Source organism: Corynebacterium sp. HMSC08F01, from assembly GCF_001807545.1.
GTDB classification, from domain to species: domain Bacteria; phylum Actinomycetota; class Actinomycetes; order Mycobacteriales; family Mycobacteriaceae; genus Corynebacterium; species Corynebacterium coyleae.
This window is the reverse complement of the sequence record NZ_KV789323.1, coordinates 1-26,878: the sequence shown is the minus strand read 5'-3', so window position 1 is coordinate 26,878 and position 26,878 is coordinate 1. Positions and strand designations below refer to the sequence as shown.

27 protein-coding genes and 1 tRNA gene are annotated in these 26,878 nt (G+C 60.9%); 4 read left to right on the top strand and 24 right to left on the bottom strand.

The genetic code is table 11. From position 1 onward, the window contains the following. Nucleotides 1–28 precede the first annotated feature (28 nt). From HMPREF3171_RS09520 to secA2, 4 genes are all read right to left on the bottom strand, one after another. Nucleotides 29–610 carry a bifunctional nuclease domain-containing protein gene (locus HMPREF3171_RS09520; RefSeq protein WP_070423208.1) on the bottom strand — a complete coding sequence of 194 codons (582 nt, stop codon included), beginning with the start codon at nucleotides 608–610 and terminating at the stop codon, nucleotides 29–31. A 5-nt stretch (nucleotides 611–615) separates the two neighbouring features. Further along, nucleotides 616–1,368 (bottom strand): transcriptional regulator FtsR, encoded by a 753-nt coding sequence (gene ftsR / locus HMPREF3171_RS09515; protein WP_070423209.1) that lies wholly within the window; start codon nucleotides 1,366–1,368, stop codon nucleotides 616–618. Nucleotides 1,369–1,420: 52 nt separating this feature from the next. Further along, on the bottom strand, nucleotides 1,421–1,846 hold the full coding sequence (gene odhI, locus HMPREF3171_RS09510; RefSeq protein ID WP_070423210.1) for an oxoglutarate dehydrogenase inhibitor Odhl: 426 nt from the start codon (nucleotides 1,844–1,846) through the stop codon (nucleotides 1,421–1,423). An 83-nt stretch (nucleotides 1,847–1,929) separates the two neighbouring features. After that, a complete protein-coding gene (secA2, locus tag HMPREF3171_RS09505) occupies nucleotides 1,930–4,221 on the bottom strand; it encodes an accessory Sec system translocase SecA2 (RefSeq protein ID WP_070484765.1) in 2,292 nt (763 codons plus the stop codon). A 116-nt stretch (nucleotides 4,222–4,337) separates the two neighbouring features. Here secA2 and HMPREF3171_RS09500 point away from each other — a divergent pair, with 116 nt between their 5' ends. The 3 genes from HMPREF3171_RS09500 to HMPREF3171_RS09490 all read left to right on the top strand — a co-directional run bounded on the left by HMPREF3171_RS09500 (nucleotide 4,338) and on the right by HMPREF3171_RS09490 (nucleotide 6,147). After that, nucleotides 4,338–5,564, top strand: coding sequence for a bifunctional alpha/beta hydrolase/OsmC family protein (locus HMPREF3171_RS09500; RefSeq protein ID WP_083292057.1), 1,227 nt, complete (start codon nucleotides 4,338–4,340; stop codon nucleotides 5,562–5,564). Between the two features lie 86 nt (nucleotides 5,565–5,650). Beyond that, nucleotides 5,651–5,992 carry a YchJ family protein gene (locus tag HMPREF3171_RS09495; protein ID WP_070451554.1) on the top strand — a complete coding sequence of 114 codons (342 nt, stop codon included), beginning with the start codon at nucleotides 5,651–5,653 and terminating at the stop codon, nucleotides 5,990–5,992. An 81-nt stretch (nucleotides 5,993–6,073) separates the two neighbouring features. Continuing rightward, nucleotides 6,074–6,147, top strand: a tRNA-Pro gene (locus tag HMPREF3171_RS09490). A gap of 61 nt (nucleotides 6,148–6,208) precedes the next feature. On the opposite strand, the gene HMPREF3171_RS09485 is transcribed toward HMPREF3171_RS09490, so the two are convergent. From HMPREF3171_RS09485 to HMPREF3171_RS09475, 3 genes are all read right to left on the bottom strand, one after another. After that, entirely contained in the window at nucleotides 6,209–7,099 is an 891-nt protein-coding gene (locus HMPREF3171_RS09485; protein WP_342027963.1) for a 3-hydroxyacyl-CoA dehydrogenase, read from the bottom strand. A 46-nt stretch (nucleotides 7,100–7,145) separates the two neighbouring features. After that, nucleotides 7,146–7,682 carry a gamma carbonic anhydrase family protein gene (locus HMPREF3171_RS09480; RefSeq protein WP_070451558.1) on the bottom strand — a complete coding sequence of 179 codons (537 nt, stop codon included), beginning with the start codon at nucleotides 7,680–7,682 and terminating at the stop codon, nucleotides 7,146–7,148. An 87-nt stretch (nucleotides 7,683–7,769) separates the two neighbouring features. After that, complete coding sequence (locus tag HMPREF3171_RS09475) at nucleotides 7,770–8,714, bottom strand: CE1 family esterase (RefSeq protein WP_083292056.1); 945 nt, start codon at nucleotides 8,712–8,714, stop codon at nucleotides 7,770–7,772. Between the two features lie 46 nt (nucleotides 8,715–8,760). Here HMPREF3171_RS09475 and HMPREF3171_RS09470 point away from each other — a divergent pair, with 46 nt between their 5' ends. Next, a complete protein-coding gene (locus tag HMPREF3171_RS09470) occupies nucleotides 8,761–9,543 on the top strand; it encodes a class I SAM-dependent methyltransferase (RefSeq protein WP_070484764.1) in 783 nt (260 codons plus the stop codon). A gap of 9 nt (nucleotides 9,544–9,552) precedes the next feature. Here the strand turns inward: HMPREF3171_RS09470 and HMPREF3171_RS09465 are convergent, their stop codons facing one another. The 17 genes from HMPREF3171_RS09465 to HMPREF3171_RS09385 all read right to left on the bottom strand — a co-directional run bounded on the left by HMPREF3171_RS09465 (nucleotide 9,553) and on the right by HMPREF3171_RS09385 (nucleotide 26,273). Continuing rightward, nucleotides 9,553–10,239: a CE1 family esterase gene (locus tag HMPREF3171_RS09465; RefSeq protein WP_070484763.1), complete on the bottom strand. Its 687-nt coding sequence runs from the start codon at nucleotides 10,237–10,239 to the stop codon at nucleotides 9,553–9,555. A gap of 8 nt (nucleotides 10,240–10,247) precedes the next feature. Continuing rightward, nucleotides 10,248–11,846: a ribosome biogenesis GTPase Der gene (der, locus tag HMPREF3171_RS09460; RefSeq protein ID WP_070484762.1), complete on the bottom strand. Its 1,599-nt coding sequence runs from the start codon at nucleotides 11,844–11,846 to the stop codon at nucleotides 10,248–10,250. Continuing rightward, the gene (gene cmk, locus HMPREF3171_RS09455) at nucleotides 11,843–12,547 is read right to left on the bottom strand and encodes a (d)CMP kinase (RefSeq protein WP_070484761.1); all 705 of its coding nucleotides are present in this window, start codon (nucleotides 12,545–12,547) and stop codon (nucleotides 11,843–11,845) included. Before cmk ends, der begins: the two co-directional genes overlap by 4 nt. Next, complete coding sequence (locus HMPREF3171_RS09450) at nucleotides 12,547–13,476, bottom strand: pseudouridine synthase (protein ID WP_070423219.1); 930 nt, start codon at nucleotides 13,474–13,476, stop codon at nucleotides 12,547–12,549. Before HMPREF3171_RS09450 ends, cmk begins: the two co-directional genes overlap by 1 nt. Nucleotides 13,477–13,521: 45 nt before the next feature. After that, nucleotides 13,522–14,076, bottom strand: a complete 555-nt coding sequence (scpB, locus tag HMPREF3171_RS09445) for an SMC-Scp complex subunit ScpB (RefSeq protein WP_070423220.1) — start codon at nucleotides 14,074–14,076, stop codon at nucleotides 13,522–13,524. Nucleotides 14,077–14,112: 36 nt separating this feature from the next. After that, complete coding sequence (locus HMPREF3171_RS09440; RefSeq protein WP_070423221.1) at nucleotides 14,113–14,931, bottom strand: segregation and condensation protein A; 819 nt, start codon at nucleotides 14,929–14,931, stop codon at nucleotides 14,113–14,115. Beyond that, nucleotides 14,931–15,800: a ParA family protein gene (locus HMPREF3171_RS09435; protein WP_070423222.1), complete on the bottom strand. Its 870-nt coding sequence runs from the start codon at nucleotides 15,798–15,800 to the stop codon at nucleotides 14,931–14,933. The genes HMPREF3171_RS09440 and HMPREF3171_RS09435 overlap by 1 nt, the downstream gene beginning before the upstream one ends. 61 nt (nucleotides 15,801–15,861) lie before the next feature. Then, the gene (locus tag HMPREF3171_RS09430; RefSeq protein ID WP_246815362.1) at nucleotides 15,862–16,947 is read right to left on the bottom strand and encodes a hypothetical protein; all 1,086 of its coding nucleotides are present in this window, start codon (nucleotides 16,945–16,947) and stop codon (nucleotides 15,862–15,864) included. Between the two features lie 12 nt (nucleotides 16,948–16,959). After that, nucleotides 16,960–17,880: a site-specific tyrosine recombinase XerD gene (gene xerD / locus HMPREF3171_RS09425; RefSeq protein ID WP_070423223.1), complete on the bottom strand. Its 921-nt coding sequence runs from the start codon at nucleotides 17,878–17,880 to the stop codon at nucleotides 16,960–16,962. Beyond that, nucleotides 17,881–18,528, bottom strand: coding sequence for an NUDIX domain-containing protein (locus tag HMPREF3171_RS09420; protein WP_070484760.1), 648 nt, complete (start codon nucleotides 18,526–18,528; stop codon nucleotides 17,881–17,883). It lies immediately after the preceding gene. Beyond that, on the bottom strand, nucleotides 18,525–19,379 hold the full coding sequence (locus tag HMPREF3171_RS09415) for a copper transporter (RefSeq protein ID WP_083279531.1): 855 nt from the start codon (nucleotides 19,377–19,379) through the stop codon (nucleotides 18,525–18,527). The genes HMPREF3171_RS09420 and HMPREF3171_RS09415 overlap by 4 nt, the downstream gene beginning before the upstream one ends. 3 nt (nucleotides 19,380–19,382) lie before the next feature. Further along, nucleotides 19,383–20,591, bottom strand: coding sequence for a putative cytokinetic ring protein SteA (gene steA, locus HMPREF3171_RS09410; RefSeq protein WP_141743397.1), 1,209 nt, complete (start codon nucleotides 20,589–20,591; stop codon nucleotides 19,383–19,385). Nucleotides 20,592–20,631: 40 nt separating this feature from the next. After that, nucleotides 20,632–22,362 carry a DNA repair protein RecN gene (gene recN, locus HMPREF3171_RS09405; protein ID WP_070484758.1) on the bottom strand — a complete coding sequence of 577 codons (1,731 nt, stop codon included), beginning with the start codon at nucleotides 22,360–22,362 and terminating at the stop codon, nucleotides 20,632–20,634. A 9-nt stretch (nucleotides 22,363–22,371) separates the two neighbouring features. Next, entirely contained in the window at nucleotides 22,372–23,310 is a 939-nt protein-coding gene (locus tag HMPREF3171_RS09400) for an NAD kinase (protein WP_070484752.1), read from the bottom strand. Beyond that, a complete protein-coding gene (locus HMPREF3171_RS09395; RefSeq protein ID WP_070423228.1) occupies nucleotides 23,307–24,131 on the bottom strand; it encodes a TlyA family RNA methyltransferase in 825 nt (274 codons plus the stop codon). Before HMPREF3171_RS09395 ends, HMPREF3171_RS09400 begins: the two co-directional genes overlap by 4 nt. 174 nt (nucleotides 24,132–24,305) lie before the next feature. Further along, entirely contained in the window at nucleotides 24,306–25,289 is a 984-nt protein-coding gene (locus HMPREF3171_RS09390) for an HAD-IIA family hydrolase (RefSeq protein ID WP_070484750.1), read from the bottom strand. Nucleotides 25,290–25,292: 3 nt separating this feature from the next. After that, nucleotides 25,293–26,273 (bottom strand): hypothetical protein, encoded by a 981-nt coding sequence (locus HMPREF3171_RS09385; RefSeq protein ID WP_083292055.1) that lies wholly within the window; start codon nucleotides 26,271–26,273, stop codon nucleotides 25,293–25,295. Between the last annotated feature and the right edge of the window lie 605 nt (nucleotides 26,274–26,878).

The window sequence follows — 26,878 nt, the reverse complement described above, 5'->3', positions numbered from 1 at the left end:
CTCTCAACCTCAACTTTACACTGAGACTTTATTTCGCCTCGTCTGCCCCATCGTCCCCATCAGTATCAGGAGTATCACCGGTGTCGAGGTCATCCACACCAAGATTGCGCATGAGCTCTTCAAAATCAGCGTCAGCCTGGGCGTCGCCGCTTGCTGAAACAGATTCCTGAGGATCAATGACCTTGAGTTCAGCACCAAGAAAACGCTGCGCGTCTTCCGGCGAAAGGTAGATCGATGCCTGGCTTGCTACGAGGTCATCAACGCTGAGTTCGTGGTCTAATTCAAGCGCAAGCAGAAGCGCGTCACTCGCCCGCAGGTCCAGTTCAGAGCCGTCCGCAAACGACACGGTTGCCATAAACATGCCCTCTAAGTACGAAGACAGCTCAATGGTTTCTACTGTTTTTCCGGTGTTGCGAATCAGATCCACAACGGCATCTATGGTGCGGGGGCGGATTGGCGACCAACCTGAAAGCCGGGCAGCCAATTCCCCACCCTCATGCGTTGGTACCCAGACAGGAATGCAGCGGCCGTTAGAGGATCGCTGCAGCAATGCGCAAAGGTATTGCTCGGGACCGACGGGGTACACCCCGACCAGCTCGACTGCTTCCATGACGACTAGTTGCCGGACTGCTTGCGCAGTTCGTTCTTCACCAGCGAAGCGTGCAGCGAGACCACCAGAGCGGACATCTGCTGGCCAATCTCTTCTGCTTGCTGCTGTGCATTGACCTTGCCGGACTTTGCAACCGGTTCGGTGACCTGACCGATCATGTCAGCCTGACGAGCAGCAGCGGTACGCAGCGTCTTCAGATGACGCGAGTCCAAGCCGAACTCAGCCAGGGACATTGCGGTAGTGACAGTGCGGACATCGTCGACATTGAACAGGCCTGCCGCGTCTGGGGTGATGAGGCCTACCTTGATGTATTCCTCAACCGTGGACTGCGAAGCCTGAGCCTGTTCCGCAACATCCACGTCGGTCAGGCGCGTCGGTGCTGGGGCCCGGAAGTTCTCTGGAGAGATCATCGGCTCAGCATCGTTTGCAGTCAGGATCGCGGTGACCTGGCCGGAATCCATGGCCTCGAGCTGTTCGCGGATCACCTTCAGCGGGAGGTAGTTGTCACGTTGGGTGACCAGAATGTAGCGCAGGCGCTCCACGTCCTGATCAGTAAAACGGCGGTAGCCCGACGCCGTGCGCTGCGGTGTGATCAGTCCCTCGGATTCGAGGAAACGGATCTTGGAGACGGTCACGTCCGGAAACTCAGTCCGCAAACGCTCAAGCACAACACCAATCGACATGGTCTTTGCCGGTTTGTTGGGCTTGGCTTGCTTCGCGGCCGTCTGCTGCGGTGCGGTTTTGCGGATTGCGCTCACGTGATCGTGCTCTTCTTCTCGTGGGACGTCGGGCTAAGGATGAACGGAAAGCTTAGGCTTCCGCGGTGATGAATACGAGTCGGAACTTGCCAATCTGGATTTCATCGCCATTGGTCAGCTGCTGCGTGTTTCGCGGCTCGCGGTTGACGTAGGTGCCGTTGAGCGATCCGACGTCGACAACCTCGTAGCCATCCTCGTTGGCGCGGAACTCGGCGTGACGACGAGACACGGTCACGTCATCGAGGAAGATATCCGCCTCTGGGTGGCGGCCTGCCGTGGTCGACTCCTGGTCGAGCAGGAAGCGTGCACCAGCGTTCGGGCCACGCTTGACGACGAGCAGCGCCGCACCTTCGGGGAGGTTTTCAGTTCCTGCTGCGGAATCCACAGATGCCGCGGCACCAGATTCCATCTCCTTGAGCAGGTCTGCTCGGAACACCGAGGTGGTTTCGACCTGGTTCTGCGGCGTGTTGTCGCTCATGACTAACTCCTTGACTATCGAGTCGAGATTGAGAACTTCTGCAATAGTACCGCCCAAGTCGGGATTGGGTGGTGTTTAGTGACTTAACGGAAAATATTGCCGATGCCACTAATGACCGAATTGCCTGACCCGGCAAGCGGATTATCCGAAACCATGTAGGTCCATGTGGCGCTTGGACGCTTCCATCCTGCATCAGCAAGATGCGCCCCGGATTCATCGATATCCACGGTGTTAAAGGTTTCTACTGCTTGGTCAACCGCACGGTTGGCGAGGTCTTTGAACTCGCGCACAGCAATACGGTGGTACTCATCGATCGGGGTCTCGCGTGCGATAGCGCGAAGGTGAATAGATTCACGGACATCGTCCATCAGCGCGAGGTGTTCGGACCACTCTGCGTCGAGATGGAACAGCATGATTTCGCGCGCTGCTTGGTCGAGAGCCGGCTGCGGTAGGTGCGATAGTTCGGCGGCGCGCTGCGGGGAGCGCTCAGAGAGTTCTCGCCACGCTGTGTCAGTATCCAAAATGGTGGCGCGACGCTCGTCGAGAATGTCGCGGTGGTCTGCGAGAAGCTTGTTGTACTTCCACGTCTGGGAGTGGATCTCCAACAGTTGGCCTTCGGTGACGCGCTGGCAGTGCTCAACGAACTGCTGGGCTCGATTGCCGGTGAGGCGCCCATCCGGTTCAGGCTGCGCGGAGAAGGATTCGTCGGCCCCTCCGGTGGTGATGATGTCGTCGTCAAGGGAGACGAAGAACAAGCTCAAGCCTGGATCGCCCTGGCGCCCTGCACGGCCGCGAAGCTGGTTGTCCAAACGCGCGGTGCGGTGACGTGCCGTGCCAATCACGGCGAGTCCGCCGAGGGCGGCAACTTCGGCATGATCGTTTTCGTTCGCACCGCCGAGACGGATGTCGGTGCCGCGACCGGCCATCTGGGTCGAGACGGTGACACGTCCGATGTCGCCGGCTTCTGCGATGATGCGTGCCTCTTCTGCATCGTTTTTCGCGTTGAGCACGTTGACGTCGATGCCACGCGCCTCGAGTGCTTCCGCGAGCGCTTCAGATTCGGCCACATCATGCGTACCCACGAGCACCGGCTGGCCAGTGTGGTGGATGTGCTCAATCTCGTCGACAATCGCCGCGTTCTTATCTGCCATGGTGGCGTAGATCCGGTCTGCCTCGTCGAAACGCTTGAGCTCGTTGGCTCGGTCGATAACGGAGACGTGCAGGCCGTAGAAACTGCGCAGCTGGTCGGTCGCCTCGACGGCGGTGCCGGTCATGCCGCACACGAGCGGGTAGCGGCGCATGAGCGCCTGCAGGGTGATCGAGTCTAGGATGCGCCCGCCCTCGGACACGTCGAGGCCTTCCTTCGCCTCGACCGCAGCCTGCAAACCATCTGGCCAGCGCTGGAGCTCAGCGACGCGGCCACGTGAGGCGTCGACAAGTGCGACCTTGCCGTCTTCGACGATGTAGTGGACATCGCGGATCAGCAGCGCCTTAGCGTGGAGCGCCAAGTTCACGCGGACCAGTGTGGTGCCGATGTTCTCGTCGGAATACAGCGAGTCGATGCCCAGCAACTGCTCGATTTTCTGTGCACCTTCGTCGGTAAGAAACGCGTTGCGCCCATCCGAATCGATGGTGTAGTCCTTGTCCTCCACCAGGTGCGAGACGGCCTCAGTGATCTGCCCGGTGGCCTGTTGGGCGCCTTCGGAGCCGGCGAGGACGAGTGGGACCAGGGCTTCGTCGACAAGCACACTGTCCGCCTCATCGACGAGGGCAACATCTGCCGGCGCCTGCACCGTCTGGTCGCGGGAGGTGATCTGGTTGTCGCGCAGGTGGTCGAAGCCAATCTCCGTCACCGGGGCATAGATGACGTCGCAACGGTAGGCAGCGATGCGCTCTTCGCGTGTCGACGACTCCGTCACCGCAGCCACCGACAACCCGAAAAACTCCACGAGCGGGCGCATCCACTCCGCATCACGGGCGGCAAGGTAGTTGTTCACCGTGATCAGGTGGACGCGCTTTCCCTGTAGTGCAAAGCCGGTCGCGGCCATCGCGCCGACCAGGGTCTTGCCCTCGCCGGTGGCCATCTGGATCACGTCGCCTTCGAGTAGGCGAAGCACCGCTTGGTTCTGCACGTTAAACGGAGTCATGCCGAGCGTGCGTTGCGACGCAACGGACAACCCGGCGAGGAAACGCGGCTTGTCCTTGACTTCCCCATCGGTGACGGCGGCGCGGACGGTTTCGGCGAGCGCGGTGTCGTCGAGAAGCGAAAGCTCCTCAATGAGCCCATGTGCGTCGGCGACGACAGCCTTGGACTTCTTATTGTTGCGCTCCGCCGTGGAGCCCATGGCTTTCCAGAACCAGTCGAATTTGCCCATAAGGCTTAAGGATAATGCGGTTTGACGCAACGTTCCGCTGAAGGGGTGCGCCAACGTGCGAAATTGATGGTGACACGATTACGCTGATGGTCAAAATTAAGGAGGGAAGCCAAACCATGCTGTCTATGAACGTGAAAGTCCCCTCGTCAACGGGGAAAATGATGGCAGGCACCATCGACCGACCGGACGGGCCGGCCCAGGCATACGCGATCTTCGCGCACTGCTTCGCCGGGTCCCGCCACACGCCGGGCGCATCGCGCATTTCCAAGCGCCTGACCGAGCACGGCATTGCCACGCTTCGGTTCGACTTTCCGGGCCTCGGCCAGTCTGAAGGCGAATTCAAAGACACGTCGTTTTCGCAGAACGTCGACGACATCGTCGCCGCAGCGCAGTGGCTGGAGGAGAACTACAAGGCCCCGCAGCTGCTGATGGGCCACTCCCTCGGCGGCGCGGCTGCGCTGAAGGCAGCAACCCGCCCTGAGCTGAAGAAGATGCTCAAGGCGGTGGCCACTGTGGGCGCGCCGTTCGACCCCGCCCACTCGGTGCTGCACTACGCACATTCCATCGGCGACGCCGACATGCACGGCTCCGTCCCTGTCACCCTCGGCGGGCGCGAACTGATCATCTCGCGCGAATTCCTCGAAGACCTCGCAGAGACCAACCCAGAGGAATACCTGCCGAAGTTGCGCAAGCCGTTGCTCATCGTGCACTCGCCTATCGACGTCACCGTCGGTATCGACAACGCGCAGAATATTTTCACCAAGGCCCGCTACCCCAAGTCGCTTATGACGCTGGACAAGGCAGACCACCTACTCACCCGCGAAGGCACTGCACAACGCGCTGCAGACATCATCGGGTCCTGGGCCGTGCAATACCTCCAGCCACTGTTTGTGCCAGCGAAGACCACCGACGACAACGCGGTGTCCTACTCTGCCCGCGGCACGAAGTACGGCGACGTGGTGCGCACCTCTAACCGCGCCATCACCACGGACCGCTCGAAGAACACCGGAGGCAAGGGCCAGGGTGTCACCTCCACAGGCCTGTACATGTCCGCGCTCGCCGTGTCCTGCTCCCAGGCAGTGCGCGAGGCAGCCAAGGGCATGTCGCTTGACGACGTCCGCGTGGAAGTCAACCACAACGGCGACGGCACCTTCACCCGCCTGATCACCCTCTACGGCGACCTGACCGATGACCAGGTAGAAACCCTGCGCGCCGCCGGTGCCGCGTCCACTGTCGACGGCTACGTGCACAAGGGCGCCATCGAAACCACCGCCGAGACCGCTTCGCTGGAGCGTCGCCGCCGCCAGAACCAACTCCACCGCGCAGAACGGCTGGGCAAGTAATGGCTGACGTTCAAGGCTCTGGGGGCGCTGCTGACACCGAAGGCCTGTGGTCCGAAGTACGAGGGCTTTGCCGATGCGGGCTTGGCATGCCATATGAAGCCTGCTGTGGCCGATACATCTCCGGTACTGCGAAAGCCCCCACCGCTGAGACCCTCATGCGGTCGCGCTACACCGCGTTCGTCATCGGCGACGGTGACTACATCGCCCGCACCTGGGCACCGGAAAAGTTGCCCGCCGGCCTCGACGTGAATCCTGAAGGCGAGCCGTTTACCCGCCTGATCGTCCTGGAAACCGAAGGTGGCGGCCCCTTCGACACCGATGGTGTCGTGGTCTTTGAAGCCCACTACCCCGGCGGTTCCCTTCGGGAGCGCTCCACTTTCGAACGGCGCGACGGCGCCTGGGTTTACGTCGACGGCGTAGTTCGGTGACCAGCCAGTTTTGGGGCAGCATGACAGTGCTGTAATATGCGACAAGTTGCCACAATTGCAGCAATGCAAACGGTAACGGATCGGGCTGTGGCGCAGTTTGGTAGCGCACCACACTGGGGGTGTGGGGGTCGCAGGTTCAAATCCTGTCAGTCCGACAAAACACCCCTGGGGCTGCGGCGATAAACGCTAGGCCCCAGGGGTATTTGCGACTGTAGGTTAAGACACGATCTTGCCGTTCGCGTCGTAGGTGTAGAAGCCCTGCCCAGCTTCCAGGCCGGTCCTACCTTCTGCGACCATCGGCTTCAGTGTCGTCTCAACGAAATCCTTCTGCCACTGCGGGGCGTTCTCGTTGGACTCGATCACGGCGACCAAGGTGCGCACGCCGACGAGGTCCATGATCTCAATCGGCCCGCGCGGGGAGCCGGTGGAGTTACACCAGTCGCGGTCGATGTCGACGGGGTCAGCGATGTCGTGGTGCAGCAGGTACATGCCGGCACTGAGCAGCGGCACCAGCAGGGTGTTCAGCACGTAGCCGGGCTGCTCGCGCTTGAGCGGGACCGGTACCATGTTGATCTGCTCCGCAAACTCCACGAGTTGGTCCACATACTTCGGGTCAGTGCCCTCGTGAGGCATGATCTCGGCGGTGTTCTGAATCCAGATGTGGTTGGCAAAGTGCAGTGCCAAGAAGCGCTCCGGCGCACCCGTCGCGTCCGCGAACTTGCTCGGCATGAGCGTCGACGTGTTGGTGGCAAAGACGGTGGTCGCCGGGGCGTACTGCCCCACTTCGGCCCACACCTTGCGCTTGAGCTCGAGGTTCTCCGGGATCGCCTCGATGACCAGGTCCGCGTTCGCTAGCGCTTCCTTAAGGTCCGAGGTCTGGGTGAGGTTTTCGTGCGCCGCCGCGATGGTTTCGTCGTTAGCGGACTCGAGCTCCACCTTCATTTGCTCACCGATGGCGTCGAAACGCTGTTTGCCGGCCGCGAGTGCCTCCTCGTTAATGTCGTAGGACACTACCTTCTTGCCCGCGAACGCAGAGCAAAAAGCGATCTGCGCGCCCAGGACACCTGCACCAAGTACTGTTACGTTATTGAATGTCATGCCCGTCACGCTACTCCTGTTTATGTGACTTTCACAGCAGTTCTAGTGTGAAGTTTTACGCAAGCGACGCCCGGTCCACCGCCATGAGACCTGTCGCTGCCCGCCGGCCCAGCTCCACGTAATACGCCGCGTGCCTCAACCGCGCCTCAAAGGTGTCCGACTCGAGTGCGCGCTTGACCTTTGCCGGCACACCTGCTGCAAGAGAGAACTCCGGCAACTGCTGCCCCTCCAGTACCACTGCCCCGCCGGCGATGATGCTGCCCTTGCCGATGCGCGAGCGTGACAGCACCGTTGCATTCATCCCGATCAGGCAGCCTGGCTCGATGTGGCAACCGTGGATCATCGCAAGGTGGCCGATTGTCACGTCCTCTTCGAGCACTGTCTCCCCATCCGTATCCACATGCAGGACTGAGCCGTCTTGCACGTTCACACGTGCACCGATACGGATTGCGCCCACATCGCCACGGATGACCACGCCGGGCCAGATGTTGGCGTCCTCGCCTATCTCAACATCGCCGATAATCGTCGCCTCATCAGAGATGTACGCCGATGGATGAATCTTGGGGGTTTTGCCCTCGAAGCTATAAATCATGCGTTCCAGTGTGCCGGAATTGCCCAACGCGTGGCACTGAAAAGTGCGTAACCGCGCCTGTTCGGGTGCTCGTCGTCAAGCAGTGCGCTACTGCTGCGTCGCCCGGCCGAGCCGGAAGAACTTCAGCATGGCGTCGGTGGCGAAGCCTTTCGGCACCGTCCCAGATGAGTCGCCGGCGCCGCCTGGCCACACGTGGGGGCCATTTTCGATGCGGTAGTGGGCAAGTTCGGCGTCGCAACCTGTCCACGCCTCGCGGATAACGCCAGGGGCTACCTCAATGTCTTCGTGGCGGGCGTCGCAGTGGTTGCGCGACGCGGACTCGTGAAGCATTTCCTCCACCGAGTTGTATGCCGTGGCGTGGCGTTGCCCGCCGTTGTAGGCAATGACATTGTCGCCCGTGCTGTGGAAATCGACGTGCATCATCGGTATCTGGGAACAGCCTGCAGAAACGCGTTGATAATAGGCGCCTGCAACCGTGGCAATGCCTGTGAATGCCTGTGGTCGTTGGCAACCCACAAACGCGGCGAAGCCCCCACCGTTTGAGAACCCCGCCGCAAAAATACGGGAGTGGTCGACCGAAAATTCGCCTTCGAGCGCGGCGAGGACGGCGTCCACAAACGCAAGGTCTTGTTGCCCAGAAGTCGAGGCGTACGGTGCAGGCGCCCAGGCAGAATCTTTGCCGTCGAGGTACGCCACAATGGCGTCTGCGGCATCGAGCCCGGAGTTTTTCCGGATCTTTTCGGCGTCTTCCTTATAGCCGTGGAACACGAAGATCACTGGCAGACGGTCACGCTGACGCGCTCCCGCAGGGGTAGAGACGATGTAGTCGCGCTTCAACCCACCTGCGGTGATGTTGCGATGTTCGCTGCCTGGTGGCCCCCATGGTTCGACCTCGCGCACGTCGTCCGCAGCGGGCAGTGCTTTGGTTGTTACCCCGGGTTCCTTGACGCTTCCGTCCCCTCCGGAGCAGCCGGTGAGTACGAGCAGGACTGTGGACAACGCCGCCGCGGTGACGGTTGAAACTTTGCCCATTACGTCTGCTGCTCCGGATAAAACACGACAGGTAGATTAGTGCATCATGCCAATAAGCGGAACACAGCCAGGTCCGAGCAAGAAGTCGCAGCCGACCTTTCGTGACCGCGCTCACCAACACACCGCGGCGAGTGCGTTTGTGCGCGATGCGGATCGCTACCACGACGCGCGTCCGTCGTATCCTCGTGAGGTTGCCGAGTTGTTCGACGGCGCCGATGTCGTGTGCGACGTCGGCGCCGGCACTGGGAAATTAACGCAGTTGCTTATCGACGACCACCGCACCGTCTACGCCTGCGACCCCTCCCCCGACATGACACGCGTACTCCATCACCAGTTGCCGGAGGTGCCTGTGTGGCGGGCGACGGCGGAAGCGACGGGGCTCGCGGACAATGCCGTCGATGCGATCGCGTGCGCACAGACCTGGCACTGGGTAGACCCGGCAGAGGCCAGTGCTGAGGCAGACCGCGTCATTCGCGATGGCGGATCTCTCGTTTTGTGTTGGAATACGCTCGCGGTACATCACCCTTGGGTGCTGCGGCTCAGCCGCATCATGCACTCGGGTGATGTGCAGCGCGAAGGCTTCTACCCCACCGTGCACGCCCCGTGGCAACTCGAGCGCGAGGTTCGCACCGAGTGGGTGGACCAGATCCCGGTCGAGCATTGCTTCGAGCTCATGGCAACACGCTCGTACTGGCTGAAAGCCTCCAAGCGCACCCGAGCAAAGATGGAGGCGAATCTGACGTGGTACCTCTACGAGCGCCTCGGGTTCGATGAGGGACAGATCATCCCGCTGCCCTACCGCACGGACGCGTTTGTGTACCGGCGATAGAGCGGGCTGCTAAAACAAATCGGTCCGCTTCTCAATCCCGAAGAAGTCGAAGATCTCCTCGGTCACGTCGATGCCACGATGCGCAGCCCACGGTCCGGTAGGCCACTCGTGGCCCATGCCCTCCACTCGGTGGTGCAGGGTACGAGCCTTGTCGCCATTGCGACGCTCAAACGCGGCAACCACTTCGGGAGCGCCGAGAATGCCGTCCTCAGCGGGGCTGCCGTATCCCGGCCGGACCTCGCCGTTATATGGCACTACGTCGTCGTGGGTGCCGTGGATGTTGAGGTAGTCCACCGGCTCGGCTGCCTCGATCTGCGCCTCGGTGCAGCGCACAGCCGCAGACACAGAGGCAACACCCGCGAAGGTATCGCTGAGCGTCGACAAGTAGACCGCGAGACCGCCACCATTGGAGAAACCGACAGCATAAATGCGTTCGGGGTCGATGTCGAAGTGTTCGCTGGTTTGGGCGATGATGTCGTCGATACGCGCCTTGTCCTGCTCAATCGTGTTCAGCGCATACGGCGCAGGAGCCCACGCCAGACCGGCACCCGTCGGCGCAACGACCACTGCGTTGGCCTGCACGAGGCCGGTACCGCCGAGGAAGTTCCGCCCATTATCGCCACGACCGTGCAGCGCAACAATCAGGGGCAACGGCCCCTTCGGATCTGAGGGCGCGGAATAGACCGTCGAGTCCATAGTCCTGCCTACTTCTTTCCGCGACGCTCACGCACACGCACCGCGATGCGCACCGGAGTGCCGTGGTAGCCGAACTGCTCGCGGAACTTGCGCTCAAGGTAGCGGCGGTAACCGCCATCGAGGAAGCCCGTGGTGAACAGAATGATTGTCGGCGGGCGCGTCGTCGCCATGGTGGCAAAGAGCAGCTTGGGCAGACGGTTGTTCTTCATCGGAGGCGGGTTCGCGGCAATCGCCTCACGCAGCCAGTTGTTGAGCTGGCCGGTAGAGATGCGCTTGTCCCAGTTCTCCAGCGCTTCCTTCATCGCTGGCTCCAGGCGGTGCAGACCACGACCGGTGTCCGCGGAAATGTTGAGCTTGGTTACCCACTTCAACTGGCCCATGGTCAGGTCGAATTCGCGGTCGAACTCGTAACGACGATCCTCGTCCATCAGATCCCACTTGTTAAAGCAGATCACCATGGCCTTACCGGCTTCGAGCACCATCGAGATCACGCGCTGGTCCTGCTCGGAGATCTCCTGGGAGGCGTCGATGAGCACCACACACACTTCAGCGGCCTCGATCGTGCCGCGAGTGCGCAGTGATGCGTAGTACTCGTGGCCCTGGGCGTTCTTAACTTTCTTCCGCAGGCCGGCGGTATCGATGAACGTCCAAAGGTCCTCGTCCAACTGCACCAACTCGTCGACCGGGTCGACGGTGGTGCCGGCGACGTTGTCCACGACAGAGCGATTGGACTTGGTCAGCTTGTTCAGCAGGCTGGACTTGCCCACGTTCGGGCGGCCCACAAGTGCAACACGTCGCGGGCCCTGAGTGACCGACGCGGCAGCACGCGGAACCTCGGGGAAGTTGCGCAGGATCTCATCGAGCACGTCGGCACCGCCGCGGCCGTGCAGCGCAGAGACCGGCCACGGGTCGCCAAGACCCAGCGAATAGAACTCGGCGACCTCGCCCCACTGACTGTCGGACTCAAACTTGTTTGCAACGAGGATGACAGGCACCTCAGCGCGCTGCAGGTTGCGGGCCATCACCATGTCTGTCTCGGTCACGGTGGTCTTTGCGTCGACAACCATGACGATGACGTCCGAGGTCTCCATGGCTGCCTCGGACTGGCGCGCGATCGAGGCGTGGATGCCCTTTGCGTCCGGGTCCCAGCCACCGGTGTCCTGCACCCAGAAACGACGTCCGTTCCACTCCGCCATGTAGCTCACACGGTCGCGGGTCACGCCGGGATGGTCCTCCACAACTGCTTCACGACGACCCAAGAACCGGTTTACCAGCGAAGACTTACCCACATTCGGGCGGCCCACGATAGACACCGTCGGCAACGCTTCCTTTACCACGTCCGGGCGGATGATGCCGTATTCGGCTTCGATTTCGGCCCATTCTTCGTCGGTGTAGTCGTCGGTCTCGTCGCCAGCATCGGTATCGTCGCCGAAGTCGGCCTCGCTGAACTCCGACTCATCGAAGTCCTCGAGGTCGTCGTAGTACTCAGCGTCGTCCGCATCGACCTCATAGGCTTCAAGGTCGTCGTAGCCAGAGGCATCGATGCCGGGTTGGATGAATTGAGTCTCCGGCTCGAGACCGTCTTCAATGTTCTTCTTGTCGCTCATCGTGCGCTCCTTTCCACCACGGCAGTCAGCGCAGCGAGCACCTCATCCGGGGTCATTTCAGACGTATCCACGATCTCGGCGTCGTCAGCGGGACGCAGCGGGCTGGTCTTGCGTGACGAGTCCGCCTCGTCGCGCCGCTTCACATCCGCCAACACTGCATCAAAGTCCACGTCACGGCCAGCGGCTACATCCTGATCGAAGCGACGCTTCGCACGTACTTCAGCGCTTGCCGTCATGTAGACCTTTGCCGGAGCATCCGGCAACACGACAGTGCCGATATCGCGGCCCTCCACGATCGCGCGGCCGGCCTCGCGGGCCAACTTGCGCTGCAGTTCCACAAGGTTCACGCGGACCTGCGGGATCGCAGAGACCGCAGAAACGTGCTGGGTGACTTCCGGTCCTCGGATCTCGCGGGCAACATCCTCACCTGCAAACAACACTGCGGTGGAATCCGGATCGTCGGATACCTCAAGCGGCAGATCAGCGGTCGCCTCGATCACCGCATCCGTATCAACCGGGTCGACACCAGCGCGCAAGACGGCCAGGGTGGCAACGCGGTACATCGCACCCGTATCCACATACTTCGCGTCGAGCTTCTTCGCTAACGCGCGACACATCGTAGATTTACCGGTGCCGGACGGGCCGTCCACTGCGAGAATCAGCCCGCCGTCAGCCAAGTTGGAAATCTTCTGGTCTGCCATTACATCCCCACCGCCTTGTACAGCGACGCAAGCTCGGAGGAATTGAGCGCACGCATCATGCCTGGCTTCATCTCGCCGAGCTGGACCGTGTGGAACTTGGTGCGAACCAGTCGTTGCACCGGGAAGCCAGCTTCCTTCAGCATGCGGCGCACAATGTGCTTACGGCCTTCGTGGAGCTCCACTCGGATGATCGACTGCCCATTGTGGACATCCACGATCTGGGCGTAGTCGGCCTTCGCGGGGCCGTCGTCAAGCTCAATGCCCTCCTTGAGCTGCTTGACCAGCGCATTGTTCGCCTCACCCAGGACAGTGGCCATGTAGGTCTTCGACACCTCGTACTTCGGGTGCATCAGACGATTCGCCAGTTCACCGTCGTTGGTCAACAGCAACAGGCCCTCCGTGTTGGCGTCGAGGCGTCCCACGTGGAACAGACGCTGACCCGCGGCGGTGCGCTCCGAAAGGTAGGAGCCGACCGAGGTGCGGTCAAGCTCATCCTTCATCGTCGAGTGCACGCCACGCGGCTTGTTAAACACGAAGTATTCGTGCTCCTCGTTGACGTTGATGCGCTCCCCGTCCACGCGAATGATGTCCACGTTCGGGTTAACACGCATGCCTTGCACGTTGACGATCTTGCCGTTGACCTCAATGCGGCCCTGGTCGATCATGGCCTCTGCGTGACGACGAGACGCCACACCTGCCTGCGCCAACACCTTCTGCAGGCGGATCCCCTCAGTTTTGCGGGTCTTATCCTGCGGGTTGTCGTCCCACCAGTTGTCATCCAGCGGGTGGGGCTCATTCTTCGCGGCATTTGCGCGTCGCTTGTCCAAACGGACATTCTGCTTCTTTGCCGGCTTCGCGTACGAGATGTAGAACGTTTCGTCCTTCTCGGGCTTGTCCGGTGTGCCGTCTCGGCGAGCGGGAGGAGTCATGTTTCCTCAATTCCTTTTCAGTCGTATGCGGTTTTTGGGCCGATCCTACCAGGCATCTTCGATTGCATCGATGTCCGGAAGCAGTGGCGCAAGGTCAGGAAGGCGCTCAAGCGAGTCAATGCCCAGAAGTTCGAGGAACAGCTCCGTCGTCACATAGCGGTGTGCGCCAGATTCTTGCTCAGGATCAACCTCCGCAATCAAGCCGCGCAGCGCAAGGGTGCGCATGACGCCATCAACATTGACCCCGCGCACTCCGGCAACCTGCGAGCGCGTCACCGGCTGGCGGTAAGCAACCACTGCGAGCGTCTCCATTGCCGCGCGCGAGAGTTTCTTCTGCGTGCCGTCGAGCAAGAACGCCTCGACCGCATCGGCATTTTCGGGCCGGGTATACAGCCGCCAGCCTTCTGCGGTCTCACGCAAATCAATGCCACTGCCACGGGTGTCGAGTTCTCGCGACCACGCGCGAAGGTGATCCGACACTTCCGCAGTCGTTGCTCCGAGCGCACCCGCGAGGTCCTCCACAGACACCGGCGTATCGACGACCAACAGCACCGACTCAATCCGCGAACGCAACTGCGCAACCATCGGCATGTCTTCCATACCGCCGAAGTGTAGCTGCCGGTACTGAATCGGCGCCTAGTTCCAGTTCGACGCCGCAACGACCGCCGGATCGACCTCAAGCCCGGTCCAGGACACGTCAAGTTGGCCAAGCGCTTCGGGCTGCTCTGTTTCCACCGCTCGGGCCTTGTACAACTCCAGCAGGGCGAGGAACCGGCCGACCACCTCCATGGACCTCGTGCAATCGCGTGTCAGTGCGGCGAACGTCATCCAGGTACCTGAGCCGGCGAGCTTGAGTGTATCCAGGATCTTGCCCGCCTGCTCAGGCACGGACACAGCAACGGCGTGCAGGTGGTCAGTGCGTACTTCCTCCGGCGGCTTAGGCCGGAAAACACTGGCCGCAAGTTCCGCGAAACTCGCCGCTGTATGGCCGAGTTCCACCGGAGGCAAAAGGTCCACGAACCGGGGCTCCATGGATACGGCACGCGGGTGTCGTCGATTAGCAGATGCTTGCCACGTAGCAAACTGGTCAGCAACCTGCTGATATGCGCGGTACTGCAGAAGACGTGCGAACAGGAGGTCCCGGGCCTCCAGAAGGTCGTAGTCTTCCTCCAGGTCATGATCACCACGTGGCAACAGCCGCGCAGTCTTCATGTCCAACAAGGTGGCCGCGACCACGAGGAACTCAGTGACCTCGTCAAGCGACTCCGTCTGCCCCAACGCACGGGTATACGCAATGAACTCGTCGGTCACCTCGGCGAGCGCAACCTCGGTCACGTCGAGTTTCTTCGCCTGAATCAAGCTGAGCAGCAGATCAAACGGCCCCTCGAAGTTATTCAGCGCGAGGGTAAAGCCCGTGATCTCCGGCTGGGGGTACTGCTCAGGTGCCTGGGCCACTAGCTAGTGCGCTCCAACACCTCAAGGGCCAGATTGCGGTACTGTTCCGCACCTTGCGAGTTGGGAGCCCACGTAATAATCGGCTCACCCGCGACCGATGTCTCCGGGAAACGCACGGTACGGGTAATCACGGTGTCGAAGACGCGGTCGCCGAACACCTCAACTACACGATCCATGACCTCACGGGCGTGGGTCGTGCGACGATCAAACATAGTGACAAGGATGCCCACGATGTCCAGGTCGAAGTTGATGCGGTCGCGCACCTTTTCCACGGTATCGGTGAGCAGCGCGAGACCTCGGAGCGAGAAGTACTCACACTCCATGGGGATGATCACGCCCTGCGAGCACGCCAACGCATTCACAGTGAGCAAACCGAGCGACGGGCCACAGTCCAGGATGATGAAGTCGTACTCCCCGCGCACGGGGCGCAGCGCACGAGCAAGCGTGTGCTCGCGGCCGACTTCGTTGACCAGCTGAATCTCAGCCGCAGACAGGTCAATATTCGCGGGTACCAGATCAAGCCCGGACACGTTTGAGCGCTTGATCGCCGCGTGAATGCTGGCAGTGTTGTCAAACAGCAAGTCGTAGACCGTGACCTGATCCTCCTCATAGGACACACCAAGGCCAGCGGAGAGTGCACCCTGCGGGTCGAGGTCTACCAGTAGCACCTTGCGCCCTTGCTCTGCCAAGCATGCACCGAGATTGATAGTGGACGTGGTCTTACCCACGCCGCCCTTTTGGTTCACCATCGAGATGATGGTTGCGGGACCGTGCCGCTCAAGCTCCTTCGGCTTGGCAAACTCACGCCACGGCCGACCCGTCAAAAACGTCTTCTGGTCAGCCGCGTCAAACAGCGCCTCGTCCGCCATGGCCGATCCTTCCCTCGATCACGTCTAAACCCTTGACTGCAGTCATCTTACAACGCTGTGATTAGACCTGCCCACGGCTTCGCTTCCGAAGGAAGATAATCAGCAGCGCAAGTGCCGCGATAAGCGCACCACCACCAATGATGAGCGGGACAAGATCACCTACCGACGAACCCGAGTCAACGCTATCGCCTTGACCTTTGTTGTCTGCTCCCGCATACGGGTTTTCTTCATCCGTTTCGGCAGCCTGCTCAACCGGAGCATTCGTCGACGTAATCACCGCGACAAACGTCGCCGCGCCGTTCTCCACGACCTCCATAATGAACGGGTTGTCAGGCGTCTCGCCTTCCGGGTACGTCAGCGTCAACGTGCGCCCTGCGACGTTCACGTCACGCTTGACCCCTTCGATGATGTTGCCGTTGACATCGAGGTAACGCAGCTTCGCATTCGACGAGTCGTAGTTGGCATACTTCATCAAATCGCGCGCCTTACTCAGGGGCACTTTGACGACGATCTCGTTGCCGTGAATCTCTCCCTCGAAATCGAGCCGCTTCGCATCCGCGGTGTCCGCCTTTTCCGCTGGCTTACGCTCAGGGCGATTGACGGCGCCGCTGCCACTGCCTGCACCCGCACCGGATCCGCCGTTCGAGGCTTCACCGTTTGCGTCGCCACCGCCGTTTGCGCCACCGCCACCGTTGTCTTCGGCGTGGCCTCCACCACCGTGGTGCTCGGTGTTTTCTCCAGCGCCACCGCCCGCAATTTCGTCTGCATCAGTTGCCTGTCCGCCGCCCACAGCGACGAGGTTAACTGTCGCCGTGTAACCGCCGGCGCTCGCAGGCACTGCTGCGGTCGCGCCCTCTTCCGCTGGAGCGGTCACCGACACCGACGTGCCATTGGATGTGACCACCCAGCCGCCTGCGGAGTAATTCACATCCACCGGCACGCCCACATCAACCGTCGTCGTCTGCCCCGCAGGCACGGTGATCTCCGAGGGAATCATGTTCGCCACTGCATCCGGGCTTAACCCGCCCGGGATCTGCGCCGAGGCAGGGTGTGCTCCCACACCTCCGCCAAGCCCCACGGCAAGCAGCAGGGCTGCCGGCACCGCAAGTGTTGCGCGACGTGCTCGTGCAAATGTGTACTCACTCATAAGCGCAAAAGCTTACGCACGTGGATGCGAACTACGCCAAACCTCGCGCAGGCTATCTGCTGTGACATGTGTGTAAATCTGCGTAGTCGTCACTGAAGCGTGCCCCAACAATTCCTGCACGGAGCGCACATCTGCGCCACCTTCCAGCAGATGCGTGGCAAACGAGTGCCGCAGTGTGTGCGGGGAGATCTCTTTGTCTATCCCCGCACGCTCCGCAGCCTGCTTGATTACAGTCCAGGCGCTCTGGCGAGTTAAGGCTCCACCGCGCCTATTCAAGAACAACGCGTGTGACTTCCCGGTGGCGAATACGGGTCTGCCTCGCACGAGGTACGCCTCGATCGCATCTTGTGCATGCCGGCCGAGCGGGACGAGGCGCTGCTTACTTCCCTTGCCAGTCACGGTCAGAATGCCTTCAGTATCTATTGCGGCTGTCGCATCATCGACGCTCAGATCAAGCACCTCAGAAACTCGCGCACCTGTGGCGTATAGCGTTTCCAACAGCGCCTTGTCGCGTAGGCCGAGGGGCTGTTCGGTCGGGCAGGCATCGAGAAGCGTCGCCACCTCCCCAATGCTCAAAGTGTCGGGTAGCTTCTCGCCAGCTGACGGTGGGGAAACTTCGGCAGCGGTATCTGCCGGCAATACGCCTTCTTCTACGCCAAAGCGGTGCAAGCCTCGGGCGACAGTCAGCGCACGCGCAGCCGAAGATGCCGCGAGGGGGCGTGCGCCGTCCACCCCGCGGCGCAAGTCAGCAACGTACGCCTCTACATCGGTGGCACTGACTGTTGCCAAGTCGCTTTTCCCAGCGGCTGCCAACCATCGTGTGTACCGGTTGACGTCGCGGGTGTAGTTACTCAACGTGTGAGGGGAGACTCCCCGCTCAACAGCGAGATGCTGCAACCAGCGCGCAGCTAGTTCGTCGGCTTTTACCGCCATCTAGATGCGCTTCATATCCGGCACGATGCCACGCTCGGCTCGCCGCTTCGGCAGCGATTGCGGGCGCAACTCGAATGGCTCCGACACATCACGTGACTGCGCTTTACCCTCTGCGACGCGGCAAGCAGCCAAAATGCCGCCCACGGCGATTGAGTTCACAATCTCGCCTCGAAGCACCATTTGTGCGGCCTCGCTCAGTGGCACCCACCGAAAGTCCATGTCGGCTTCTTCGTCCTCGGCGTCCGGGCGTTCCACCTCGCGCAGTTGCTTTGCGACAAATACCCGCACCGCCTCTTCCGCAAACCCCGGAGACGTCACCAAATCCACCAGCACGCCCCACTGCTCAGCCTCGAGACCGGCTTCCTCAACCAGTTCGCGCTTCGCGCATACCAACTCGTCTTCTTCGTACATGTCCAGAAGCCCCGCAGGCAGTTCAAGCAGCCGCTTGCCTACGCTGTGCCGGTACTGCTCGACGAGCGCGATGCGCCCGTCGTCGTCAAGTGCAACTACTGCCACTGCGCCGAAATGCTCGACGATCTCACGGTTAACTGGCTTGCCACCCGGCATGACCACACTGTCGCGGCGCACAGCGATGATTGGGGCGTCGATCAGTACCTCGGAGGACTCGACGGTAAATTCGTGGCTCACTCTGCCACCGCCAGCACTGAAGAAATCCTGCCGGACTCGTAGCTCACGTTGCCTACCGTTGTCACGCCGCGCAGTTCCTTTGGCGCGATGTCTTGACTAGTCAGCACGGTTTTGCCTGCATGGCCAAGTGCTTCCGCAAGGTCCTGCACCAGCTTCGCACCGAAGTCTCCGCCGGCGTCACCGGAGGCGCCATCCACAATCACGACAGCCTCCGCGGGCACGATCTCACCTTTCGTCTCGACGAAACCGGATTGTTGCAGCGTGTCAATTACGATTTTGCGATCCGAAGCCTGTGCTGGCGCTTCCTTCGTCTCAGGGTCGATCAACATAATCGACGCCAACGACTCACCCGCATGGGTGCCCGGTGAACGGTTCTCCACGCTCAACTGCGCACCGGACGGCAACGTCGACGCAATCACCGTGGACAACTCGTCGGCAGAGTTTTGCGACGTAAACTTCTCTGTCAGTTTCAACTCACCAGCATCGGAAGCGCCCGCCGCGTTGAGCAGCCACCGCACGGAATCAACATCGATATCGGCGGCCGTATGCGTACGCACGATAGCGACCGGCACCTCTTTGAGCGCTCCAGAGACGATGGACACCGACTCACTGCCCAGAAGAGCATCGGCAGCATCAAGCCGCTGCTGCGCTTCGCTGCTTTCCTTTGTCGGTTCCTCGGCTCCATCACCATTCGCGTTCCGGTCGATGTCGCTGAGAAACGCACCATTGAACAGATCCGGGCCGCCAGGAATAGCCGGCGCGAGTACCGAGGCCCCCAACACCACGCCGAGAGCTAACCCCCAACACAGACCAGCAGTGACAAGCCCACCCGTCCCTTTTTGCTTTCCCACGGTTTACTCCCCTTCCCCTGCCGGAATCCAGCCGCGCACCGTGTTGGCAACTGTGTCCCAGGTATTGACCAGGTTGTCGGCGAACGTCCCATTTCCGCCAAGCCCAACGACGAGAATGACGGCGGCAGCAGCGACCAGCAGGCCGAGTAACGCCCAGGCCCATGCGACACCGCTGGTGGATTCGACTGCGTAAAGATTCTCAATAACCGTAGAATCAACAACCTTGCGGCCGGCCTTCAAGCGAGCAAGCAACGCAGCCGGATCGGCATTCGCCGGGTCCGTGAGCATCCCGTCCAACTCCACCGGCTCGCCTACGGTGACAATCGTCTCCGCATCATGGAACGCAGCAAGCAAGATCGCGAGGTCTGTCGGCGAATCAGTCGCTGTTGGGAACGTCATCGCACCCACACCCAAGTCTTGGATACGCTCCAAGCCGGGCGCGTAACCGTCTGGGTCAGCCGGCAGAATCACCCGTGCTTCAGAACGCAAGTTCTCCGACGCGACATCCGCGGGGTCACCGACAATGAAGTCCGCGGCATAACCCATCTCTGCCAGCGTGTTCGCGGCGCTTCCCACACCAATGATGACCGGGGTGTACTCCCGCATAAAGTTACGGATGCCTGCCAGACGGCGCCGCGTGTCATCTCCTGGACAGACAACAACGACCTTGCGGTCCGCCATTGCGTCGCCAAGTTCGGGTGCGCCGACACCGTCGATAAGCAACGGCGCTTCCGAGTGGATGAACTCAATGGTGTTGCCGAAATAGGCTTCCATGTTCTCCACGAGACCTTGCTGTGCCTCAGCGAAGGAGTTGTCCACCTGCTCACGTGTGACACGCTGTGCAACACCGACGTCTTTCCTTCCGACGGTGATCGTCCCCTCTGGCGTGACCGTGACCTTCTTGCCGTCGCGGATCTTCTCGCGAACAGCGGCGTCGGCCACTTCGAAGATCGGAACGTTGGCGTCGAGAAGCAAATGCGGACCGAACGTCGGTAAGGATCCAGTGCTGTACGGCGCAAGATTGATCACCGCAGCAGGACGGCGGGCAATGAGCTGCTCTGCTAAACGACGCTGCATGTCCGGCGCATCCACAATCGCAATATCGCCCTCATGCAGGCGAGCAAGGCCTTTGCCTTGCGGTGTGCAGTCGCGCAGCGTACCGCGCAATTCCTGCGCGGGCGCTTCCCCAGTTCCAACAGTCATAGCGACCATTGTGCAACGTTGACCTGCCAGAACTGTGGAGGCGCGCGGGCTACGCCCGCATTTCCTCCACTTCGCGCTGCGCACGCTTGAACAATTCTGCCGCGTGGGCACGCCCTGTATCCGAATCATCAAGGCCCGCCATCATGCGCGCGAGCTCCTCAATCCGCTGCTCGTCAGTCAGATTGCCCACACCCGACGTCACCGCCTCGTCGCTCACGTCCTTTGACACATGCAGGTGCGTGTTCGCATACGCCGCAACCTGGGGCAAGTGCGTAACGACGATGACCTGATGCCTCAACGCCAACCTCGCCAAACGGCGCCCAATCTCCACCGCAGCACGTCCACCGACACCAGCGTCCACCTCATCAAAGACCAGCGTGCCGCCCGCCGACGACTCCGAAAGGATCACCTCAAGTGCCAGCATGACTCGTGAGAGCTCACCACCAGATGCGCTCGTGGCCAACGGCTTTGGCTCCAACGCGCTGTTCGGTGCGAGCGTGATCTCCACAGCGTCCGCACCATCGCGGCCAAACTTGGCCTCCGCCAGCTCGACGCGCAGCTGCGCCTTCGGCATGGCAAGCCCGTGAAGCTCTTCCGTCACCGCCTCCCCGAGGTTTTTGGCAGCCTTGTTGCGTGCCTTGGTCAACGCTGCCGCTCGCTTTTTTAGTTCGGCTTCAAGATCAGCAACGCGGCGCTTCAGCTCGTCGATAGCTTCTTCTGACGTATCAATCTTGCTCAGCCGTTTCCCGGCCTTCTCTCGCCACGCCAACACACCCGCGATGTCCGGAGCATATTTTCGTGTGAGCCCCTTGAGTTCCTGTTGGCGCTGCAGAAGGCGCTCTAGCTCATCCGGGTCGGTCGGAAGATCTGCGGTGAAACTACCGAGTTCCGCAGACACATCCGCAAGCACACCGGCGACCTCCCCGAGGCGCACACCAAGCTCCCGTAACTCCTCGTCACTAGCTCCTACCAACGCCGCCTGCGCCCTGCCAACAAGGTCTGATGCAGCTTCTTCCGCCTCTGCGCTGTAGCCGCCGACGGCTTCAGCACCATCAATTGCCACCAGCGCGGTCTGGGCGGCCTCACGCAGCGCATCAACATCCTGAAGACGGTTAATGGTTGCAACGAGATCGGCATCTTCGCCGTCTACGGGTGCAACTGCGTCGATTTCCTCGATTGCAAACCGCAGCCGGTCCATCTCCTGTGCCAACTCAAGGCGTTTCTCGGTGCGGTCCTTCAGATCTTTCGATGCCTCGCGCCACTGGACATAAACATCGCGATAGGAGGAGAGCTTCTGAGCGATCGCCGGTTCGAACCGGTCCAACGCCGCCAGCTGCTGTTCCGGCGCGAGAAGCCTCAACTGGTCGTTCTGGCCATGAATCGTGAGCAGATGCCCAGCAAGATCACCCAGTGTCGCGGCCGGAACCTTTCGGCCTCCTAGGTGAGCGCTCGATCGCCCCGTCGCTTTCACAGCACGTGAGACGACGTATTCGCCGTTTTCATCAGGCCCTGCACCAGCGCCCTCTGCAATCGCATGCACGGCGGACAATGTCGATTCCGGCAGATCTGCGATGCTGAGCGCGCCTTCCACCACAGCTTCCTGCGCCCCGGTTCGAACTCGGGAGGCATCAGCGCGGCCTCCTGTCAGCAGCCGCAAGCCAGTTACAACCATGGTCTTACCTGCACCGGTTTCACCGGTGAGCACCGTCAACCCAGGAGCAAGCTCCGCCGAGGCATGACGGATCACGCCCAAGTTCGAAATCGCGATCTCTGCGAGCACTCTGCCTCCTTACGCATCAACGCCGCGTACACCACGACCCGTCCGCGGGCCGCGCCAGCCGGATACCGGCAGCCGGAACTTATCCACCAGCCTGTCGGTGAACGGTTTGTCGTCCAAGCGTACCCACCGCACCGGACGCGACCCCCTACTTACTTCAACCCTCGAACCAGGAGGCACCGGGATGCGACGGAACCCATCCATTACCGCCATGGCACTCGACGTCGTGTGTTCTGACTCCACAGCAACCGTCGAGCGCGGCGAGACAACAAGTGGCTTTGCAAACAACGCATGTGCGTTATTCGGCACCACCAGCAACGCATCGAGTTCTGGCCACATCACCGGACCGCCAGCAGAAAACGCATAGGCTGTGGATCCGGTCGGTGTGGCCACCAGTACGCCATCGCAGCCAAACGACGACACAGGCCGAAAATCAACCTCCAACGTGGCATCAAGCACCCGTGTACGATCCAGATTCTCCACGCTGCATTCATTCAGCGCCCAATCCGTCCCAACAACCTGCCCCTCTTGGTCGATGACTGCCACGTCGATGGTCATTCTGTCGACAACGCGGTACGTCTTATCGACGACCTGCCTCACCGACTCCTCAAGACTCTCCGCGTCACCTTCTGCGAGGAACCCGACATGTCCGAGGTTGACTCCCAACACCGGAATATCCTGCGCCCGGGCATGCTCTGCTGCGCGCAGAAATGTTCCATCTCCGCCGAGCACCAGCACCAGCTCGCAGCCAAGCGCCGCATTGTCGTCAGCAGCGGCACGTGTCAGCCCACTGAGCACCGGATGCGTCTCAATCGCATCCATCTGTGCCTGTTCAAGCAACCGCACCGTAATGCCGGCTTCCTGGAGCATCTCCGCAGCCCTCGCCGCGGACGCGATATTCGACTCGCGGAACAAGTGCGGAACCAACAAGATCTCACGCTCAGCCGTCATTGCGGCCCCTCCTTCACGGCCTTTTGGACTGCGGCGGCGAGGGAATCGTCGTCAAGCATTGCCTCGCCTCCATCCTTTACAAGCCACAGGAAGTACTCCACGTTACCGCTCGGCCCTGGCAGAGGCGACGCAGCCACCCCACGCACGCTGAGCCCCAGCCCCTGTGCGAACTGGGCGACATCAACAGTGACTTCTTCGCGCAACTCCTGTGAACGGACAACGCCACCAGAGCCTAAACGGTCCTTGCCAACCTCAAATTGAGGCTTGACCATCGGCAACAAGTCAGCGCCATCCTCAAGACATTCCACCAGTGCCGGCAACACCAGCTTCAACGAGATGAAAGACAGGTCGCCGACCATCAGGTCCGCGAGTCCACCCATCATGTCCGGCGTCAGGTTTCGGATATTCGTCCGATCGAGCACCCGCACCCGCGGATCGTTCTGCAAGCGCCACACGAGCTGACCGTAGCCAACGTCCACGGCAACAACCTCACGTGCGCCGTTTCTGAGCAACACATCTGTAAACCCACCTGTCGACGCGCCAGCATCCAGCGCCCTACGCCCTTCGACGCTCAGGCCACGTGGCCCGAAGGCTTCCAACGCTCCAAGTAACTTGTGCGCGCCACGAGACGCCCAGTCATCAATGTCCTCGACATTGACGCGTATCGACGCCTCTGGCTCTACCACCGTCGCAGGCTTCGACGCCACAAACCCACCGACCTCGACACGGCCCTCCTTGATCCACGTTTGAGCCTGCTCGCGCGAACGTGCAATCTTGCGGCGCACAAGCTCTGCATCCAAACGCCTCCGTTTGGGCGGCATTAGCTGTTCCTTTCTTGCAACGCATGCCCCAGTACCGCATGCGCGCGCGTCAGTGCGTCAACCTCATCGGCAAGCGATTCAGTATCTTCCGCGAGAATCGCTTCAAACTGTGACGTGACCTCCTCAGGCGTTGTATGCGGCGCCCGCGGATCCCTGGGCATGGGTGGCTTCATGTCACCACCACTGAGCTGTAGCAGCTTCAGCAGCCTCTGAGTTGGGCCGCACAAACTCCGGTGGAGTCTCCATATGCCACGCGACCTCCAAAACCGTGCGCAAGGCCTGAATCGGTGTCGCACCATCCTTGCCGTAGCTCAAAATGATGTCGTTACCGTCGATTCGCGCAGCGAAACCGCCCTGCGGTCCCGGGAGCAAAACCTCTGGGTTCTCGTTGAGTCCGCGCATATCCTCCGCAATAAACTTCGGTCGCTGCTCCTTGGGCGCCTCCATAAGCGCCAACGGGCCAGAAACACCGGTAAGCACGTGCAGCGACGGAATCCCCGCCGCAACGCCACCTGCAATATCAGTATCTAGCCTGTCTCCCACGGCAAGCGGACGCTTCGCATTCATGCGTTCAGAAGCCTGAATGAACATCGCCGGCCCCGGCTTGCCCGCGCTTTCCGGAGTCACACCTGTCGCCGATGTCACCGCAGCAACCATCGAACCATTGCCGATCATCAACCCACGCTCCATTGGCAAAGACGTATCCAGGTTTGACGCAAGATAGATTGCGCCCCGCTGAATTGCCAACGCAGCTTCCGACAACTGCACCCAACCGGTCTCCGGGTTGTGGCCGTGCAGCACCGCCTTCGGATTCGCATCTGCACTATCGACGACGACGTAACCCGCATCGTCGACAAGCTGCTTAAACGACGGCGCGCCAACCACAAGAACAGGATCTCCGGGGACGAGGTGCGCCTCAGCCATCGACAACGCAGCCTGTGCTGAAGTGATCACGTCTTCGGTCTTCGTATCGAGGCCAATCTTGCCCAGCATCGCAGCCACATCCGCTGCGCTACGCGACGCATTGTTCGTCACATACATAGCCGGAATCCCCGACGCCGTAATGGCCTCTACAGCGTTTGGAATCGCCACTCCGCCATTCCACACAGTGCCGTCGAGGTCAAGCAGGAGAGCGTCGTAGTTATCCTTCAGCGCCATTGTCTAGTCCAATTCTGCGGCGCGCTCCGCCGCATCCGTGAAACCATCCGTATCAATCTTCGCAGCGTGTTCAAACCACGTCTTGGCCTCACCACGCTGGCCAGTCGCAAGAAGGGCATCAGCATATGCGTAGGAAAGACGCACTTGCTCAAATCCCTGCGAATCCAAAGAAGGATTCATGCGCTGCAGCGTCGCAAGTGCAGAATCGTGCTGACCGAGATCATGGCGTGCGCCGGCAAGCACAATCGCCAATTCGATCTTCCCCGCTTCGTCCAATTCATTAGCTTCAGGGCTACGACCAAGTTCAAGCGCCTTCTGAGGTCGGCCCAAGCCACGCTCCGCATCAGCCATCACAGCTAGCAGCCCCGGGCCACCAGACATCCGCCGCGCCGCACGAAGTTCTGAAAGCGCTTCCTTCCACTCACCAGCGCGATATGCAACTACGCCAGCAGTCTCACGGACAACGCCGACACGACCAGCACGGTTCTTCGCGGCGCGGGCGTGCTCAAGTGCGAGCTTCGGATCGTCTTCCAGGAGATCAGTAGCCATCAGCATGTGCTGTGCAACGCGTTCCGCATTGTCCTTGGAAAGCACCTTGAGGTCCTGCAGCACAGACGGGTCAAGGTCGTTAATATCCAGGCCCGACGGCAAGTCAGGTTCGCGCTCCTTCTGCGCCATCCGTTCCTCGCGGTATCCCTCACGATATGGGTTCGAGCGATCGTGGCGGACACGGTTGTCCTGCCCGCCGTGGCCCGGGTGGCCGCCCTTACCGTGGGGCTTGCCACGGCCGCGGCCACCACCGTGACCGCCGCGTTTATTGTCGCCGCGTGCTCCACCGTAGCGATCCTCGCGACGTCCGCGCTCTCCGTCGCCAAATTCACGACGACCACGAGACTGCCCGCGGTTATTCCTACCGCGACGGTCTCCGCCACCACCATAAGAACGTTGACGTCCCTGGTTATCTCCGTTGCCGGCCTCTGCCATGGAATCCCTCCAATTCGTATCCAAGCCATTATAGGGATGCTCAACACAGTTATGCTGATCCCCCTCAGCCGAGCGGACTTGGCGAGCATTCGACTCCGTAATGGGCTATCAAGGATTCATTCTCCGCATTGCGGTTACGTCCCTCTCCTGGCTGTGCTGTATGCAAAACCCGACGTCATATCTTTCGCTGACTTGGGCAGAGTGTAAAACGCCGCGGCCGTGAAGCTTCATTTTGCATTTACTGCTGCGTGCTGGTGGCTCTAGTCGAGTCTTCGGTGGCGTGAAGTCGCTTCGCTCCGCATTGCGGACAAGTGGGTAGACACCAACTATTTCCTTGTATCGGCTGGGCTACTTTTCCAAGAGCGCCGCCGCTGGCATCGACTCCGTGCTCCGCATTGCGGACTAATGGGTGTACGCCAACTATGCAGTGGCATAGTGACGCCCGCACTGTTCCCGCTCCGTATTGCGGGCTGGTGGGTGGGCACCAATGTTGCTGTTGTCGGCGACAACAATCATGTGGGTATACGTGAAAACACCCAAAGTGCAACGTGGGTGTTGTACTTTGGGTGTTTGTGTGTGAAGTTGTTGGGTCGGCGGTAACCTAC